17 protein-coding genes are annotated in these 17,150 nt (G+C 45.0%); 3 read left to right on the top strand and 14 right to left on the bottom strand.

The genetic code is table 11. The features are described from left to right. Window positions 1-16 precede the first annotated feature (16 nt). Window positions 17-778, top strand: a complete 762-nt coding sequence (locus tag MUN53_RS11870) for a lipocalin family protein (RefSeq protein ID WP_243325605.1) — start codon at window positions 17-19, stop codon at window positions 776-778. Between the two features lie 81 nt (window positions 779-859). Here MUN53_RS11870 and MUN53_RS11875 read toward each other — a convergent pair whose 3' ends face one another. The 12 genes from MUN53_RS11875 to MUN53_RS11930 form a co-directional block, all read right to left on the bottom strand. Further along, window positions 860-1,741: an alpha/beta hydrolase gene (locus MUN53_RS11875; RefSeq protein ID WP_243325607.1), complete on the bottom strand. Its 882-nt coding sequence runs from the start codon at window positions 1,739-1,741 to the stop codon at window positions 860-862. A gap of 19 nt (window positions 1,742-1,760) precedes the next feature. After that, entirely contained in the window at window positions 1,761-2,327 is a 567-nt protein-coding gene (gene xpt, locus MUN53_RS11880) for a xanthine phosphoribosyltransferase (protein WP_022456667.1), read from the bottom strand. Window positions 2,328-2,647: 320 nt separating this feature from the next. Then, window positions 2,648-4,021, bottom strand: a complete 1,374-nt coding sequence (locus tag MUN53_RS11885; protein ID WP_022456666.1) for a nucleobase:cation symporter-2 family protein — start codon at window positions 4,019-4,021, stop codon at window positions 2,648-2,650. Window positions 4,022-4,036: 15 nt separating this feature from the next. After that, entirely contained in the window at window positions 4,037-4,804 is a 768-nt protein-coding gene (locus tag MUN53_RS11890) for an endonuclease/exonuclease/phosphatase family protein (RefSeq protein ID WP_243325609.1), read from the bottom strand. 22 nt (window positions 4,805-4,826) lie between these two features. Then, window positions 4,827-5,849, bottom strand: a complete 1,023-nt coding sequence (locus MUN53_RS11895) for a threonine aldolase family protein (protein WP_243325610.1) — start codon at window positions 5,847-5,849, stop codon at window positions 4,827-4,829. A 90-nt stretch (window positions 5,850-5,939) separates the two neighbouring features. Next, a complete protein-coding gene (locus MUN53_RS11900; protein WP_022456663.1) occupies window positions 5,940-6,509 on the bottom strand; it encodes a sugar O-acetyltransferase in 570 nt (189 codons plus the stop codon). Beyond that, window positions 6,506-7,324 carry an alpha/beta hydrolase gene (locus MUN53_RS11905; protein ID WP_022456662.1) on the bottom strand — a complete coding sequence of 273 codons (819 nt, stop codon included), beginning with the start codon at window positions 7,322-7,324 and terminating at the stop codon, window positions 6,506-6,508. The genes MUN53_RS11900 and MUN53_RS11905 overlap by 4 nt, the downstream gene beginning before the upstream one ends. 33 nt (window positions 7,325-7,357) lie before the next feature. Next, window positions 7,358-8,056 (bottom strand): 16S rRNA (uracil(1498)-N(3))-methyltransferase, encoded by a 699-nt coding sequence (locus tag MUN53_RS11910; RefSeq protein WP_243325613.1) that lies wholly within the window; start codon window positions 8,054-8,056, stop codon window positions 7,358-7,360. Window positions 8,057-8,067: 11 nt separating this feature from the next. After that, window positions 8,068-9,381, bottom strand: coding sequence for a NupC/NupG family nucleoside CNT transporter (locus MUN53_RS11915; protein ID WP_243325615.1), 1,314 nt, complete (start codon window positions 9,379-9,381; stop codon window positions 8,068-8,070). 1 nt (window position 9,382) lies between these two features. Beyond that, window positions 9,383-10,066: a bifunctional nuclease family protein gene (locus MUN53_RS11920; RefSeq protein WP_243325617.1), complete on the bottom strand. Its 684-nt coding sequence runs from the start codon at window positions 10,064-10,066 to the stop codon at window positions 9,383-9,385. Between the two features lie 67 nt (window positions 10,067-10,133). After that, window positions 10,134-10,574: a DUF695 domain-containing protein gene (locus MUN53_RS11925; protein WP_243325619.1), complete on the bottom strand. Its 441-nt coding sequence runs from the start codon at window positions 10,572-10,574 to the stop codon at window positions 10,134-10,136. 80 nt (window positions 10,575-10,654) lie between these two features. Beyond that, window positions 10,655-11,563 (bottom strand): LysR substrate-binding domain-containing protein, encoded by a 909-nt coding sequence (locus MUN53_RS11930; protein ID WP_243325621.1) that lies wholly within the window; start codon window positions 11,561-11,563, stop codon window positions 10,655-10,657. Window positions 11,564-11,667: 104 nt separating this feature from the next. Here MUN53_RS11930 and MUN53_RS11935 point away from each other — a divergent pair, with 104 nt between their 5' ends. Together MUN53_RS11935 and MUN53_RS11940 are read left to right on the top strand one after the other, a co-directional pair. Beyond that, the gene (locus tag MUN53_RS11935) at window positions 11,668-12,102 is read left to right on the top strand and encodes a hypothetical protein (protein WP_243325623.1); all 435 of its coding nucleotides are present in this window, start codon (window positions 11,668-11,670) and stop codon (window positions 12,100-12,102) included. Window positions 12,103-12,118: 16 nt separating this feature from the next. Beyond that, complete coding sequence (locus MUN53_RS11940; RefSeq protein ID WP_243325625.1) at window positions 12,119-13,582, top strand: catalase; 1,464 nt, start codon at window positions 12,119-12,121, stop codon at window positions 13,580-13,582. Between the two features lie 107 nt (window positions 13,583-13,689). On the opposite strand, the gene MUN53_RS11945 is transcribed toward MUN53_RS11940, so the two are convergent. Together MUN53_RS11945 and MUN53_RS11950 are read right to left on the bottom strand one after the other, a co-directional pair. Beyond that, window positions 13,690-15,765 carry a carbohydrate-binding domain-containing protein gene (locus MUN53_RS11945; protein WP_243325627.1) on the bottom strand — a complete coding sequence of 692 codons (2,076 nt, stop codon included), beginning with the start codon at window positions 15,763-15,765 and terminating at the stop codon, window positions 13,690-13,692. A 192-nt stretch (window positions 15,766-15,957) separates the two neighbouring features. Then, window positions 15,958-16,788 carry a DUF6261 family protein gene (locus MUN53_RS11950; RefSeq protein WP_243325629.1) on the bottom strand — a complete coding sequence of 277 codons (831 nt, stop codon included), beginning with the start codon at window positions 16,786-16,788 and terminating at the stop codon, window positions 15,958-15,960. Window positions 16,789-17,150 lie beyond the last annotated feature (362 nt).

Below are 17,150 nucleotides of genomic sequence, written 5' to 3' on the forward strand. Positions count from 1 at the left end.
TAAATACGGAATAATTATGAAGAGAGGATTTATTGGACTGATGAGTGTGGGATTATGCTTGCTTTCTGCTTGTAATAACCCGAAAAGTTCTACCGGTGAAGATTCAAATGTATTCAACTGGGAAGGAAACTGGATTGAAGTTATGCCTGTCAATAAGCAATATGTACAAGGAATCTGTTTCCAGTCTGGCGGGAAAGCAGAATCTATTGGTATGGCAACCTTGAAATATGAGAGCTGGAAAGTCTGGGAAGGCAAACAGAAACTGATCCTGACCGGAAAAAGCATCGGCAACGGTCAAACCATCGAGTTTTCTGATACACTTGATATTATTACAACTTCACCTGAACATCTGACGTTGGGCAAAGGCGGACAATACCGTATCGACTATCAAAAGGTTAAGGATATTGAGGCTTATAAGAAATCGGTTGCTCAAGAAGCAATTAGCGACGGACATAATGCCGAGAATGCCTTGGATTATGAAGGCACTTATACAGGAACAATTCCAGCTGCCGACTGCCCGGGAATTGATGTCACACTGATTGTCAGAAAAGACAAGACCTTCCATCTGACTTATGATTACCTGGAACGCGACAGTAAGTTTGAAAGCGAAGGGAACTATTTGGTGCAAGGAAATTATCTGATTACAATCGGAGAGAAAAACGATTCAACATATTATAAACTGGAAGAGAATCGGATTCGCCTGCTTGACTATCAAAAACAAGTCATCAAGGGGAAACTAGAAGATATGTATATATTAAAGAAACAACAAGGTGAGTAAAACCACAACAAAAGCCGTTATCTAGTCTTTGGACAAACCTGATAACGGCTTTTTGTTTTATGGATACTCTGACAAGAGATATTAATCGAATACTCCGATTTCCTGGAACCAGTCTTCTGCCCGATTCGGCCATTCATTCACCATGCATCCTGTATCTCGCAGACCATAACCATGGCCTCCCACGCTATACAAGTGCATCCATGCCGGAACTTCCGCCTGCTTCAAGGCATAATAATAGAAAAGACTGCTGTCGATAAACGATTTATCGTCTTCTGCCTGAATAATCAGTGTCGGTGGAACATCCTTCGTTACTTTGATCTCCGGAGCCAAACCAAAATTGTCTCCGCTTAAGTAAGCCGGATAAACCAATAAGCAATAATCCGGACGGCAACTGACTTTGTCCACTTCATCCATGGCAGGATAACTGCGTTGATTGAATGCAGTCGAAGCCATTACGGATAAATGAGCGCCCGCAGAGAAACCCATGACACCAATTCGGTCGGGATCAATTTCCAATTCTTCCGAATACGCCCGCACATAACTGATTGCCCGCTGTACATCCTGTAACGGAGCTTCGTGCTTGGGTCGTCCTTCTCGGCGCGGAACCCGGTATTTCAACAAGACAGCCGTCACACCCAATTCGTTCAACCATTCACAGACTTCGGTTCCTTCCAAATCGTAAGCCAATATATTATAAGCACCTCCTGGACATACTACCATAGCTGCACCGGAAGCCACGTCTTTATTGGCAGGATAAATCGTAATCTCCGGACTACCGACATCCGTCATTCGGATTACATTCAAACCGCCTACCTGTGCTCCCGTTGCATCACTTTTTTCCGTCAACTTCGTTTTCTCTCCCGGCGCACCATTCGGAAACAAAACCACTTTCTTTTCTTGTGCCCCAACTATATTCAACATAAGAATACCCGATAATAACAAAACCAACTTCTTCATATCCATTCGTTTTAAAACCGACCTATCAACGAATCGTTATCTCGCAGTTATCCAGACTATCGATAATAGCCAGACTTTCTACATGGATACCCATATTCCGAAGTACATTTCCACCATCCTGGAAAGCCTTTTCAATGATAAATCCCATACCGGCAATATGAGCTCCCGACTGTTTGGCCAAATCAACAATACCCAAAGCTGCATTTCCAAAAGCCAGGAAATCGTCGATAAACAAGATCCGGTCATCAGGAGTCAGGAAATTATTACTAATACAAACCGTATAATCACGGTCTTTCGTGAAAGAATGGACAACGGTTGTCAACATGTTTTCCATGGTCTTCGGTTTCTTTTTCTTGACAAAGACAACCGGCAACTGCAAAATATATCCCACCATAATAGCCGGAGCAATACCACTGGCCTCAATGGTGACAATCTTATTGATATCCTCGTTTGAGAAACGTTTGATGAATTCCTCTCCGATCTTATACATCAACATCGGATCCATCTGATGGTTGATAAAACTATCGACCTTCAGGATGCCGCCCGGATAACAGCGGCCGTCTTGCATAATGCGTTGCTTTAATAATTCCATATATGTATTTATTCCAATTAAACACGTATTCTCTCTTTCATAAACCCAGCTGAGCTTATCGGCTGTCAGCTTAGATACTAATCCTTTTGTAACGGAGAACTAAAGCTTTTCTGACGAGTCTTTAGCTTTCCTCCGTACCGAGGATAAGTTTCCTCCGATCGGAGGAAGGGTTTCCTTCGGCCGCAGGAAGACTTTCCCCCGACCGGAGGAAAGTTAATGATTCAGCAGATCCGGATTAATATCCCGGCAGAATTACCTTAAGATTCCACAAGGGAACCACGAATAGCCAACGGAAAACCCGAAAGCCTCAGCCTCTATCGTTATTCTTCTACTTTATCGTCTTTGACCCGAATCAACATATTTGATAAAATAGCTGCTAGTCCGCCCGTCGTGATTCCGGAAGCAAAGATTCCCTTAATAGCATCCGGAGCAGCCTTCAGGATATCGGGCATCAATTCAACGCCCAAACCTAGCGACAGACTGACAGCCAGCACCAAAGTGGCTTTCCGATTGATTTCCTGTGCCGCAATAATACGGATACCGGCAGCAGCTACCGTTCCAAACATCAGCAAGGTGGCACCGCCCAGAACTGCATCCGGCATCAAAGAAAAGACAATTCCCACAACGGGGAACAATCCCAGCAATACCAGCATGGCAGCGATATAATAACCCACGTAGCGACTGGCAACACCCGTCAGCTGTATAATACCATTGTTCTGCGCAAAAATAGAATTAGGAAAAGAATTGAAGATACCGGCCAGCAATGAATTGAAACCATCGGCCATCACACCTCCCGACACACGCTTCAAGTATCCATCTCCTTCGATGGATTTTCCGGAAATCAAAGAGTTGGCTGTTACATCACCTGTTGCCTCGATCGCCGTAATCAGATAAACCAAGCCGATCGCAATGATGGATGAAGCATGAAATTCTACACCATATTTAAATGGAACAGGAATATTCAAATTCGTGAAACTTTGAGAAGAAGCGGCACTCATATCTACCATTCCCAAAGCAAAGGAAAGCGCATAACCGACACACAAGCCCAACACGATCGAGCTCATCCGAAGGTATTTATTCTTACAACGGTTGAAAAACAAGACACTCAGCAAGACAGCAGCAGCTACACCGATATGCTTGATACTGCCAAACGTGCCGTCATCCATCGCTCCATAACCACCACCGCAGGAAACAATGCCGACCTTAATCAGACTCAATCCGATCAGCAAGACAACAATACCCGAAACCAGCGGCGTAATGATGTTTCGCATATACTTAAACGTCCGACTGATGATCATTTCGACCGGAGCAGCTGCCATACATGAGCCAAAAATCAAAGGCAAACCACCCATCAGTCCGGCCGTAATAATCGGACCGATAAAAGAAAAGCTTGTTCCCTGGATACAAAGTAGTCCGGCTCCTATCGGACCGAACCGCCGACATTGAATAAATGTAGATATTCCCGAAGCAAACAAAGCCATTGATACCAAAAAGCCCGTTGTCTCCAAATCAAGTTTCAACGCACTCGCAATAATCAGTGGAGGCGTAATAATCGCAACAAATATCGCGAGCAAATGTTGCACGGCAGCAAAAAGAGCATCCTTGAAAGGAGGCCGGTCTTCTATCCCATAAATCAAATCCGTCTGCTTGATCGGTTGGATAGTTTCATCTAATTCTTGTTCGTTAAACTTCATTCGTTATGTTATTTATTACCAAATCCAACGTTTTATATGCACGTTTACAGGGCGATGATCCGATTCTACGGAAGCCGGAGTGACATACGAGAAAAAGGCAAAGTTCTTCGGTTTACAATCCTTCTTTACGGCAATGTAATCAATACAAGCCTTCGGTTCGTCTGCCGGACAAGTCGGTTTATCGGTAGTTGATAAGATACAGAAATCTTTCTGCAATTCCTGAATAAACGGAGAATCAGGCGTATCATTCCAGTCTCCGGCAATAAATACGGGTTTGTCAAAGCCAGATGTCGCTTCCCGGATAATCGGGAGAGAAGCGATACGGTCTTCTTCCGTCAAAGATAAATGCATACAAGCATACACATACTTCTTAAACTCGACAACTAACAGGGCACGGGCTTCTTCCCGGCCGGGTAAAGCGTAACGATATACGTGTAATGGTTGCTTCTTCGACAAGATACCGATTCCGTACTTCCCGCCATCGTAATCAATAGCCGGAGCATACGTAGCATGCATTCCGGTCAGCTTGGCCAATTCGTCCAACACATAAGCTCCTTTACTGCGTCCTGTTACACTATCCAGTTCCTGAATCGCTACCACATCCGGTTTCTCTTGTATGATAACAGATGCCGTCCGGGCATAATCCGTCACACCATCCATGCCCGCGCCATTCTTTACATTATAAGTCATCAACTGTTCGTTCCAGATGCAGTCAAAGAACAAACTTCCAAGAACGATGACCAATAATAATATACCGAGTATGATCTTTCCTACTACCTTCATGACCTCCACTTTGCTCTTATGATTATTTCAAGACTTCACGCAAAGATTTCTCCATATCCAGAATATCGTCTTCCGTCGTATCCCAAGAAGTAACAAAGCGTGCTTCGTTCTTCTCTTCGTTCCACATATAGAAGAAATATTTCTCTTGCAGTTTTTTCAGCGGCTCATCCGGAATAATAAAGAAAAGCTGATTGGTTTCTACCTTCTGTGTCATCCGGATCTGCGGGAATTCGGCCAAGACATCAGCCAGACGTTTGGCACAAGCATTCGCATGGCGCGCATTTTCCAACCATAAATCATTCTCCAGATAAGGGATAAACTGAGCCGACATATACCGAAGCTTGGAAGCCAACTGGGCTGATTGTTTCCGGACAAACGGAAGGATTTCGGTCAATTCCGGACGGAAAGAAATCACAGCCTCTCCCATCATCATGCCGTTCTTCGTTCCTCCAAAACTCAGAATATCCACTCCGGCATCAACGGTTACTTCTTTCATGGAGCAATTCAAGTAGGCACAAGCATTGGCCAAACGCGCTCCATCCATGTGCAGATACATATCGTGGGCATGCAATAAATCGGCGATTGCCTTCACTTCTTCAACTGTATATACAGTTCCCAATTCAGATACCTGCGAAATATAAACGGCTTTCGGCTGTGAATGATGACAAACACCGAAATTATGCAAATGCGGCTTAATCAATTCAGGAGTCAGTTTACCATCGGGCGTTGGAATCGTAACCAAAGCACAACCACTCATTCGTCCCGGCGCACCACATTCGTCTACGTTGATATGAGCCGTCTCGGCACACAAAATACTATGAAACGAACGTGTCACTGCTTGCAAAGCTACCGAATTGGCACCTGTTCCGTTAAACAGGAAAAACGGAGAAGCCGTTTCTCCAAATACTTCTTTAATCTTAGCCGTTGCCTGAGCGGTCCAAGGATCATCACCATAGCCAACGGCATGATTGTCGTTCGCCTTAATCACGGCATCCATAATCAATGGATGAACACCGGAATTGTTATCACTTGCAAAACTTCTCATTTTTATATTGCCTCAAAATTTTTGCAAAGATAGCGCATAGCCGGCAAACAAACCGACGATGCGCTACCTTTATTTATTTGAATCTGTTTATTATTTCTCCATAGCCTCCAACGAACGTATCACCCGACACGGATTTCCGACAGCCAAGGAATAAGAAGGAATATCTTTTGTCACCACACTTCCTGCACCGATCACCACATGATCCCCAATCGTAACACCAGGAAGAATAACGGAATGAGCACCAATCCAAACGTTGTTTCCAATCCGTATCGGATAAGCATACTCCAAACCCTGGTTACGACGCTCGGCATCCAACGGATGACCTGCCGTATAAATCCCCACATTCGGAGCAATGAAGGCATTATCTCCGATCGTTACCTTGGCTCCATCCAGAATAACGAGATTGACATTGGCATAGAAATTCTCGCCTACCTCAATATTATACCCATAGTCGCAGTTAAACGGAGGCTCGATAATCACCTGTTTCCCGACTTTTCCCAACAACGACCGTAAAAGATCTGTTTTCTCTGTATATTGCGAAGGCCGCAAACGGTTATAATCATACAACAGTTCTTTAGCCCGTTCCCGTTCAGCCAATAATTCACGATCGTAATTGGCATCATACAACAAGCCTTGCCGGCATTTTTCTTTCTCGGTCATTGGTTGATTCCGTTTTTCTGGAAATACTTTTGGAAGAAGAGTATCTGATAATCGATGGAATTATTCCAGTAAGTACTGTTATGTTCTCCGGGACGAAGCAGAAAATCATGGTCAATGCCTTGTTTCAATAAAGCTTCATGGAAATTCTTATTCACTTCGAGGAAGAAATCTCCATATCCGCAGTCGATAATCATGGCTAATTGCCCCTTCTTCATCGAAGGCACCAAGTTAATCACCGTATGGGCATCCCAAACAGACTGGTTTTCGGCTTCTTCACCCAATTGCTTACTCATATCCCAATTTTTCGGGAAAGGACGAATATCCACGCCTCCACTTGTACTTCCTGCCGCACCGAATACATCCGAATGACGGATTGCATTCCACATGGCACCATGTCCACCCATACTTAATCCGGTGATAGCTCTTCCTTCCCGGCGTGCAATTGTCTTATAATGACTATCCACATAAGCAATCAGTTCCGAAGAGATAAAAGTTTCATACCTGACATTTTTATTCAACGGGCTATCCCAATACCAACTTCTCTCGCCATCCGGACAAATAAAGATGATACCTTTCTCGTCAGCAATCTGAGGCAAGTTGGGTTTTACACGAATCCATCCGGAATAATCGTTGCCATGACCATGTAACAAATAAATCACTGGGCAAGGTTTCTCTGCCGCCACATCGGGAATGATCACTACTGTCTTAATGTCTTTCTGCATACTCCGGCTATTCACCAGCACCGTATCTACCTGTGCGGCCTGTACGTACGACATCACAAACAAAGCCGTCAATGCAATAATCAGTCTTCTCATGTCTTTCTATGTATTATCCGTTTAAGTTCTTTTTTATTGGTTCAGCACATGCAAGGTGTGGCAGGCCGTCAATGCCGCCGTTTCTGTCCGCAACCGACTTTTTCCTAAAGATATGGCCTCAAAACCATTCTCCAAAGCACATTGAATTTCTTCCGGACTGAAATCTCCTTCCGGACCAATTAGGATCAAAGCATTCTCGCCTGGATGATAAATATCCTTAATCAAAGGCTTCTCTCCTTCTTCACAATGAGCAATAAACTTACGCCCGTTGAAGGGTTGCTTGACAAACGCCTTGAAATCGGTCATTCCATGCAAGATGGGAAGCGTAGCTTTCTGCGACTGTTTCATGGCACTAACCAGAATCTTCTCCAGACGAGCCGGCTTTACTTCCTTTCTTTCTGAGAAACGACAGTTCAGACACGTGATTTCATTGATTCCTATCTCGCAAGCCTTTTCGGCAAACCATTCCATCCGATCCATATTCTTCGTGGGAGCCACTGCTATATGCACATAAAACGGCCACAAGTCTTCCTGTTTCCACGATTCCTCGATGGTCACTTCACAATGTTTGGGATGAGCTCTTACGATCAGTGCTTTATAAAACGAACCTTTCCCGTCAGTCAACAGGATCTCCGCTCCTTCTGTCAGACGCAGCACTCGGATACAATGTCCGGCTTCTTCTTCCGGAAGTTCCGGATTTACGGCTATGTCTGGAGTATAAAATATCTGCATACCTTTCTTTTTTATCCTAAAATCATACCGATGATGGTGGCAGACAAAACTGAAACCAAGGCTCCACCTATCATTGCCTTGAAACCCGTACGAGAAATCAAGTCTTTCTTTTCAGGAGCCAACACACCCAGTCCGCCCAATAATATACCGATAGAAGATATATTGGCAAATCCACATAAGATATAAGTGGACATAATCACCGATTTCTGCGAAACAAACAATCCGGCATCCCGCCATTCCTGCAACTGGAAGTAAGCAACGAACTCATTCAGAATCGTCTTTTGTCCCAGCAAAGAACCAACCAGCATAATATCATCCGAAGGAACACCGATCAGCCACATAAACGGAGCCGTAATGACACCCAGAATAAACTGAAACGTCAATCCATCCGACTTACCATCCGTCATCTTGACAATCCATTCGTTTAATCCCGTATAATGGCCTATGACATTATTCGTAAAGTAATTCACCATGGCAATCAAAGAGATAAACACCAAAAGCATCGCTGCGATATTCGTCATCAGTTTGACACCGGTAACTGTACCCGACGAAATAGCTCCCAACACATTACTGTGACCTTCATCGCCCCATTCCGCTTTCGAATCCTTCTGGATCGGCTCGGTTTGCGGACACATAATCTTCGCAATCACAATAGAACCCGGCACTGCCATGACGGAAGCAGACAACAAATGGGTAGCAAACATCTGCTGCGCTATCGGATCTTGTCCGCCCAACATACCTACATAACTGCCCATTACCGAACCGGCAATCGTTCCCATACCGGAAACCATAACGAGAAACAACTCCGAACGGTTCATCGTTGGCAAATAATTCTTAATCAAAACCGGCGATTCGGTCATACCTAAAAAGATATTACCACAGGCAACCAAACCTTCTGTACCGGATATATTCATCACCTTCCGCAGTAACCACGACAACGCGCCTACTACTTTCTGGATAATTCCCCAATAATAAAAGATAGAAACCAAAGCCGAGAAGAAAACAACGATCGGCAAAGAATGAAGCAAGAAACTGAATCCGGCCGACTTCGAAGCATACGGACCTAACAGGAAATCCAATCCCGCACTTGTAAAGTCCATCAGCTTGACAAAGATAATACCTAATGACTTAAACAAACTTCCTACGATAGGAATATAAAGAATAGACAAAGCCAATACCAACTGTATCAGCAAACCTCCACCCACCAACTTCCAATCGATACGTTTCCGATCATAACTAAACAAATAGGCTATGGCAATTACTACCAAAATACCTGCAATGCCTCTTCCCAAAGACATCCATCCAAATCCTGCTGTCTCAATCATACTATTTTAAATCTTCTCTTCGTTTTAATTCATCTTTATAAATCTTCGCATGCTCATAATGTTCGGAGTCAACGGCTTCCTGAAACTTCTGTTCCAGTATTTCCAATGGCATATAACTTAACCACAAGTCCAAGTCTGATGCATTATGGAAATCGTCGGGCGACTTATCTTTCCAAAGCTGTTCGAATTCTTCCTCATCCACTAAATCGTAGGATTCGTCTTCTTCTGCCTCATCATCCTCTTCTTCTCCGGAGTCCGTATCATCCGAGTTCTTTTCGAATATCAAGCCACACTCGTTCAACACTTCTTCGGAAGTAAAGATATCGACCTTCAACCGCAAAGCAATGGCAATGGCATCAGAGGTTCTTGAATCTATCCGTACCTGACGTTCGCCATCAAACAAAACCAGTTCGGCATAAAACACGCCATCCAGGAATTTATAGATATATACTTCTTGCAACAGAATGCCAAATGAATGGGTAAATGTTACAAACAGATCATGCGTTAGAGGCCGGGGCGGAGTCAGATGCTCCAAAGCCATCGCAATCGACTGGGCTTCAGCCATACCTACAATAATAGGAATACGATGCGGTCCGTCTACTTCCGACAAGATCAACGCATAGGCTCCCGACTGTACCTGGCTTCCAGTCAATCCTTGTACTTTAAGTTTTATTTTCTTTGCCATACTCATCCGTTGATAGGATACAAAGATATACTTTTTTCGATAACTTTAATCCGCTCGGCCTATCTATTTATTCATCCACTGCCCACTGCTTCATTTCGTACATATCCCGGTATTCTTCCCACTCAGGGTCTAATTCCGTATAAATAGTAATGGGTAACTGCTCAAAGTCTTTCAAGGCTTCATTCAACCGTTCACCAAACACCCGGACAGTTCGCGTATAATAAACCCAGATCTTTTCTCCACCACCGGTATAAACACTGGTCTGGATCGCCAGCTTGTCTTTTTCCATGGCCTTACGCAAAGCTACTTCCACGGCTTCCATCCGCTCGGCTTCTGCATCCGAAGGCATGCCTTGTTCGGCAGGTGTATATTTCCAGGTAATCTCCACTCGTTCCTTCAACTTTCCACTCTGCATAAACTCAGTCAGTTCATCCCGGCCATAGATAGCCACCAAATCACCGTTGTCATTCTCAGACAATGCCGTAAACCATTTATCACTTAATTTCATAATTGTATATTCTTTATTAATAGGAAAACAAAGATAGAAGTTTTCAGCAGAAACGTCAACTTCATAAAATGATAATCCTTTCAAGAGTTCGAAGTTCTGTATTTCATCCCCTCTTTTGCTTCCTGTTGCAAACATGCAGCGAAAGCAAGAGCTGATTTCTTCCGATAGATACCTTGGGGCCAGAACAGAAATGCCTTTGAAGTAATATGGTCTGTATATAAAATAGGAATACACACTAAATTCGGTTCACCTCGTACTGCCGCTTCTGTCAGTATCGTACTCCAATATCCTCCGGATAAGGTATGAATAATAGTATGTACATCATTAATTTCAATACCAACCTTCAGCTTCAACTGATGTTTTCGGCAGATACTGTCCAGTTTCTTTCTGGTTGCAAATCCTTTTTCCGGTAGAATCAAAGGAGCTTGTTCCAGTTTCTTTAAAGTAATGGAAGATAATCCGGCCCATGAATGCGACTGATGCACAATAAAACAAAGACGGGAAGTAAATAGTGGTAACCGTTCCAGTTCTGCAGGCCATTCCTCGGCATCAAACGAAAGAATAAAATCCAGCGAATTATCTTTTAGCCGATCAATCAATTCGGCCGAAGTCGCCAAGGTAACCAGAACCTTTATACCCGGATAAGTTTTAGCAAACTGTTTCATGGCTGATATCAGCAACGGACTCAAACTGTAAGTCGCTCCAATGTGCAAGATACCGGTTTCAATACCTTTTAGATCGCGTATAATCTGTCGTCCGTTTTCTGCGTCCTGAATAGATTTCCGGGCAAAAGGCAGAAATGCATTGCCCGCTTCTGTCGGAATAACCCGTTTACCGATACGGTCGAAGAGCAGAATATCCAGTTCGTCTTCCAACTGCTTAATCTGATGCGATAGTGTACTCTGTGAAATGTGCAATTGGCGTGCAGCTTCAGAGAAGTTCTGCAATTCACAAGCTGCCATAAAATACTTCAATTGTCGTAGTTCCATAGGGCTTAATCGTTTTTATCAATATGCATGATCGAAAAATAGAGAAACACAAATATAACCGTTTTTTCATACGGACACTACATTTGTACAAAATCAAATTTGACATGAAAGCGATCGTTCTATATTATAGTCATAAAGGAAAGACAGCGCGGTTTGCAAGAGAAATTGCCATGTATTTATGGTCTAAAGGATTGCACGTCTCCCTGAGTTCTCTTTCTGACTTCGAACCTGCAAGAATCAAAGAAACCGACTTCCTCATTACCGGATGTTGGACTTGCGGATGGTTCGTTGTCGGGCAACATCCTCATAAAACCTGGTGCGAACTCAGCAAACCTTTGTCGGGTATTGTTCCTCCCGAACAAACTTTATTCTTCACGACCTACAAAATACGTACCGGAAGTATGTTCAACCGGATGAAAAAGGTCATGCAGATTCCCGCAAAAGCCCAATCGTTTGAGCTTCGCTCACGAACCGGAATGCTGACTGCCGACGACAAACTTATACTCGATGCTTTGATATATTCTAAAACCAATCAATAAACTAAAGTCAATTGTTATGGAAGAAAAGAAACTGACTAGCGCCTCAGGCGCACCTGTTGCCGACAATCAGAATGTAGCCACTGCCGGCCGTCGAGGACCAATGCTTCTGCAAGACGTGTGGTTTCTGGAAAAATTGGCTCATTTTGACCGTGAAGTGATTCCCGAACGCCGTATGCATGCCAAAGGTTCTGGTGCTTTTGGGAAATTCACCGTTACGCACGACATTACCCGCTATACAAAAGCGGCCCTCTTTTCTCAGGTTGGAAAGGAAACCGAAGTCTTTGTTCGTTTCTCTACGGTAGCCGGAGAACGGGGAGCTGCTGATGCGGAAAGAGATATCCGCGGATTTGCCATCAAATTCTATACAGAAGAAGGTAATTGGGATTTGGTAGGTAATAATACACCGGTATTCTTCTTGCGCGATCCACTTAAATTCCCGGATTTGAATCATGCCGTTAAACGGGATCCGCATACACACATGCGCAGTGCCCGCAATAACTGGGACTTTTGGACGCTTTTGCCCGAAGCACTTCATCAGGTAACGATTACCATGAGCGACCGTGGTATTCCGTATTCGTACCGCCACATGCACGGTTATGGAAGTCATACCTTCTCATTTATCAATGCAGCCGGCGAACGTAACTGGGTAAAGTTCCATCTGCTCACGCAACAAGGTATCAAGAACCTTACCGATCAGGAAGCGGAAGCCATCATCGGGAAAGACCGGGAAAGTCATCATCGCGACCTCTTTGAAAGTATTCAAAAAGGAGATTTCCCCAAATGGACCATGTATGTGCAGATCATGACAGAAGAACAAGCTAAAAACATGCCTTATAACCCATTTGATCTCACAAAGGTCTGGTCTCAAAAGGAATATCCGTTGATAGAAGTTGGCGTATTGGAACTGAACCGGAATCCGGAGAATTACTTTGCCGACGTAGAGCAGGCAGCTTTCAATCCGGCTAACGTTGTTCCGGGCATAAGCTTCTCGCCCGACCGGATGTTGCAAGGCCGCTTATTCTCGTATGGAGACGCGCAAAGATATCGTTTGGGAGTGAATCATTACCAGATACCGGTAAACCGGAGCCGTTGTCCTTTCTTAAACATGTATCATCGGGACGGACAAATGCGAGTGGACGGAAATCATGGAGCGACTCTCGGATATGAACCTAACAGTTATGGTGAATGGCGAGATCAAAATGAATACAAAGAACCACCTTTGGAACTGGATGGAAGTGCTTATCAGTGGGATTTCAGGGAAGACGATGCCGACTATTATTCACAACCGGCTGCTCTTTTCCGTCTGATGACACCCGAGCAGCAACAAGTCTTGTTCGAAAACACAGCTCGTTCGATGGGCGACATTCCTGAATTCATCAAGGTGCGCCACATACAAAACTGTGCAAAAGCCGACAAGAATTACGGCCTCGGCGTAGCCCGTGCCTTAGGTTTGGAGCACGTTCTTGCTGAGATGGAATAACAGACAATAATATTAGGCACGGATTACGCGGATTAACACGGTAAATATTCATTTAAAACCGTGTTTCCCGTGGAATCCGTGCCTTTTTATAATTGTCAATTGTCAATTCAATGGAGACGGAGTTTGTACGTCGTCTGTCCTACCCGGACGATGTAGATGCCGGGTTGCAGGCCGTGGTATTGCTTCAGGCCTATCTGTTCTTCGTTCTTCACTACCGCACCGCTCATGCTGACGATGATGACTTGCTCGCGCTGTGGAGTCTGGACATACAGGCTGCCATCCTTTGTATAGACTTTCACGCCCTCGATCTGCTCGATACCCGTCGGATCTTCTTTTTCTTCCGCACCTTCGGCTTTGAGATAGATGTGGGTCCAAATGTTGTTAATCGGGTATTCTCCGGGCTGCGTGCCTTCCTTCAATTCTTCCCAACCTCCGTAGTAGCTACGTTTGTAATAGACTTTGAAGTTGTCGAAGGTGTAGTTGGCTGTATCTTTCTCTACATAAACGGTGATAGAACCGCCTTCGCGCACCACTTGCTTGCTGGTAGAAACCTCTACCCCGTCGCACACGTCTTCTACATAGATGTTGTAGTAGCTGATGGGATCGGGACGGTAATCCGGGTCGCGGTGACCACACTCGGTGCAATAGCCGTTCACATAGTGGTGGCCGGTGGCGGGGATGATCTCGCCTGCTGTAACGACTTCGCCACACACCGTACAAACCTCATCACCGGTATAGCCATCTACCGTGCAGGTAACTTCCTTAGCATTTTGTATTTCTGTCTCACCGTGTCCGGTGGCAGGAATATCTTCAGTCTTTGTCTGCTTCTCTGCCCAATCTACATCCACGCTGAATGTTGCCGTATAGGTCATTTCACCTTTTTCGGTACAGGCGGGGGCTTTGGTTTGCTTGCTTGTCACGGTTGCTGTGGCGGTCTGGCTATGTTCGCTGTCGTGCTGACATACCCGCTTGGCTGTGCAGGCCGTATTGTCTTCGCTCCACTCGTAAGTAGGATCTCCATATCTATGCAAATGATCATTCTCCTTGCTATAGAAGCATTTATCATTAATTTCGGTAAGTTCTGTTTCCTCGCTAAACGGCGAACCTGAAATTTCCGCTACATTCTCTTCACTTTCACCAACCTTTACCGCAATAACTTTCCCATCCTGAGGCACTATGCTAATATTTGTTTTAGCCCTGACACCACTACTCTCCGAATCCGATTTTGTGCTCTCTACGTTACCACTCATGGCTGTCACTTCTCCTCCTGAGATAGAAACTCCACCATTAGAGGTCAAGATTCCGTAACTTTGAGTATGAGCATTAGCTCCTATAGCTCTAATTACACCACCTAATATCTGGACGTTTCCTATAGCATAGATACCTGCAGTCATCGAATTCGATCCTGTGCCCTTACCACTCATGGCTGTCACTTCTCCTCCTGAGATAGAAACCCCTCCATCAGAGGTCAAGATTCCGTAACTTTTCGATTCTATGTTCTCTACGTTGCCACTCATGGCTGTCACTTCTCCTCCTGAGATAGAAACCCCTCCATTAGAGGTCCAGATTCCGTAGCTTTGAGTAAGAGCATCAGCTCCTATAGCTCTAATTACACCACCTGATATCTGGACGTTTTCTATAGCATAGATACCAGTACTTACAAAAGAACTACTACCACCTTCTGATATAACTGAACCTGCGGAAACTTCGATGCTACCAGAAGCATTTATTCCATAACTATATGCATTACCATACTGCGCCTCTACATTACCGCCTTTTACTTGAAGGCTTCCGGTTCCCCGGATTTTGATATTTCCAGCAGTTGTACGGATACCATAACTAAATACCATGCCTGATTTATTCTTGTCCACACCTATAACGGTATTTTCACCAACCAGTTCTATATCCAAATCTCCATTCTCATAAAAGATAGCTGCATCTTCGTGATCATTTCCTTGGATATTTACACCATTCAGGGTCAGAACAGAGCCATTCCATTTGACATGATAGTCATTTTCAGAAGCACCATCCGTTATTACTGCACCATTAACCGTCTTAGCGTAAACGGGTGAGCTATCAGTGCCTATCAATTCCTCACCACCAACATAAATTGCATTTTCTACTGCACTCATCACACAAGGTAAGAGCAGTAACATCATAAATAAAGTAAAGATTTTCTTCATATATACTTGTTGTTTTTGTTTGTTTATACATTCATATCATTTTATATATGTAGAGACGTGGCGTGCCGCGTCTCAATTTCAGGCACGGATTACGCGGATTAACACGGTAAATATTCATTTAAAACCGTGTTTTCCGTGAAATCCGTGCCTATCCATGAGGCATCGGTATCAACACCGGGTTGAAATCCGATGTTATTCGACCGGGACGAACTCCAGATTGCCATCGCCCTTATCATCTCCTTCTCCCTCCGGTTTCGAAGTTTCCTCCTTGCCACTGTTGAGTTGGGCGATGCGCTGTTTGTAGAGCGTCTTGACATCCTGGATGACCGCGTTCAGGCCCGTCAGGAAGGAAAGAGATTCTTCCGACTCGTTCAACACGTTCGAGGCAAACGCCAGGCTGGTCACTTCCTGATACCAGTCGCCCATCTGCACGCGCAGGTCGCGCATCTTCTCATTCATGTCCAGCGACGAACTCTTCACGTCTGCCTCCTTCACCAACGCCTCAAACTGATCGTTGTAGGCCTGCAACGTGTCGAGGTCTTTTTCAATGCCCAGCGCCGTCACCGCATCCACGTTCTCCGTCTTGTTCATATCCAACAAGAAACCTTTGATCACCACCGTCTCCTGGTTGTAAGCCAGACGGCCCGCACCCCGGTAGGGCTTCGCCACGAGGTAAAGCTTCTCGGCAGCGGCAGCAACAGCCGCGTCGAGGGCGTCGCGCGAGAAATCGATCCGCTCAATGATATACGCCAGCATCCGGTCGCGCAGGCGGTCGATCTCCTTCTTCGGCTTCGTCTCCGCCTTCAACTGCGATTTGAGGGTCAGGTCGTTCATCGAAGCCAAAAAGGCTTTCCCTTCTGCCACCAGTTCGGCTGTAATTCCCAACTTCGGGGCATGCTGCCCGCCCTCTTCATCGTCTTCGAGGGGCAACAACGCCATGAAACGCTCCATGAAACTGATAAATTCGGCGTTTGTCAAATTGCCGAAATAGATGTCTTCTACTTGAATGTAATTCTTTCTCATAATCTGATAATTTATTGTTACACGTATTCTTTTTTGCTATCTCCGTACCCCCAGAAACCGTGCAGGAGCAGATTGGGTCCATCAAATCTGCCCTTGCACCCTCGCAACAGGGGATTTGGTCCATCAAATCAGCCCACGCGACCTTGCAACGGGGAATTTGGTCCATCAAATCGGCCCACGCGACCTTGCAACAGGGGATTTGGTCCATCAAATCAGCCCACGCGACCTTGCAACGGGGAATTTGGTCCATCAAATCGGCCCACGCGACCTTGCAACGGGGGATTTGATCCATCAAATCGGCCCACGCGACCTTGCAACGGGGGATTTGATCCATCAAATCGGCCCACGCGACCTTGCAACGG

Source organism: Parabacteroides faecalis (assembly GCF_022809355.1).
GTDB classification, from domain to species: domain Bacteria; phylum Bacteroidota; class Bacteroidia; order Bacteroidales; family Tannerellaceae; genus Parabacteroides; species Parabacteroides faecalis.

Excerpts from the sequence above, each read along its gene's own strand:
- MUN53_RS11950 (WP_243325629.1), bottom strand. The coding sequence starts at position 16,788 with ATGAGAAAGAATTACATTCAAGTAGAAGACATCTATTTCGGCAATTTG.
- MUN53_RS11900 (WP_022456663.1), bottom strand. The coding sequence starts at position 6,509 with ATGACCGAGAAAGAAAAATGCCGGCAAGGCTTGTTGTATGATGCCAAT.
- MUN53_RS11945 (WP_243325627.1), bottom strand. The coding sequence starts at position 15,765 with ATGAAGAAAATCTTTACTTTATTTATGATGTTACTGCTCTTACCTTGT.
- MUN53_RS11895 (WP_243325610.1), bottom strand. The coding sequence starts at position 5,849 with ATGAGAAGTTTTGCAAGTGATAACAATTCCGGTGTTCATCCATTGATT.
- MUN53_RS11915 (WP_243325615.1), bottom strand. The coding sequence starts at position 9,381 with ATGATTGAGACAGCAGGATTTGGATGGATGTCTTTGGGAAGAGGCATT.
- MUN53_RS11930 (WP_243325621.1), bottom strand. The coding sequence starts at position 11,563 with ATGGAACTACGACAATTGAAGTATTTTATGGCAGCTTGTGAATTGCAG.
- MUN53_RS11870 (WP_243325605.1), top strand. The coding sequence starts at position 17 with ATGAAGAGAGGATTTATTGGACTGATGAGTGTGGGATTATGCTTGCTT.
- MUN53_RS11940 (WP_243325625.1), top strand. The coding sequence starts at position 12,119 with ATGGAAGAAAAGAAACTGACTAGCGCCTCAGGCGCACCTGTTGCCGAC.
- MUN53_RS11935 (WP_243325623.1), top strand. The coding sequence starts at position 11,668 with ATGAAAGCGATCGTTCTATATTATAGTCATAAAGGAAAGACAGCGCGG.
- MUN53_RS11890 (WP_243325609.1), bottom strand. The coding sequence starts at position 4,804 with ATGAAGGTAGTAGGAAAGATCATACTCGGTATATTATTATTGGTCATC.
- MUN53_RS11905 (WP_022456662.1), bottom strand. The coding sequence starts at position 7,324 with ATGAGAAGACTGATTATTGCATTGACGGCTTTGTTTGTGATGTCGTAC.
- MUN53_RS11920 (WP_243325617.1), bottom strand. The coding sequence starts at position 10,066 with ATGGCAAAGAAAATAAAACTTAAAGTACAAGGATTGACTGGAAGCCAG.
- MUN53_RS11875 (WP_243325607.1), bottom strand. The coding sequence starts at position 1,741 with ATGGATATGAAGAAGTTGGTTTTGTTATTATCGGGTATTCTTATGTTG.
- MUN53_RS11910 (WP_243325613.1), bottom strand. The coding sequence starts at position 8,056 with ATGCAGATATTTTATACTCCAGACATAGCCGTAAATCCGGAACTTCCG.
- xpt (WP_022456667.1), bottom strand. The coding sequence starts at position 2,327 with ATGGAATTATTAAAGCAACGCATTATGCAAGACGGCCGCTGTTATCCG.
- MUN53_RS11925 (WP_243325619.1), bottom strand. The coding sequence starts at position 10,574 with ATGAAATTAAGTGATAAATGGTTTACGGCATTGTCTGAGAATGACAAC.
- MUN53_RS11885 (WP_022456666.1), bottom strand. The coding sequence starts at position 4,021 with ATGAAGTTTAACGAACAAGAATTAGATGAAACTATCCAACCGATCAAG.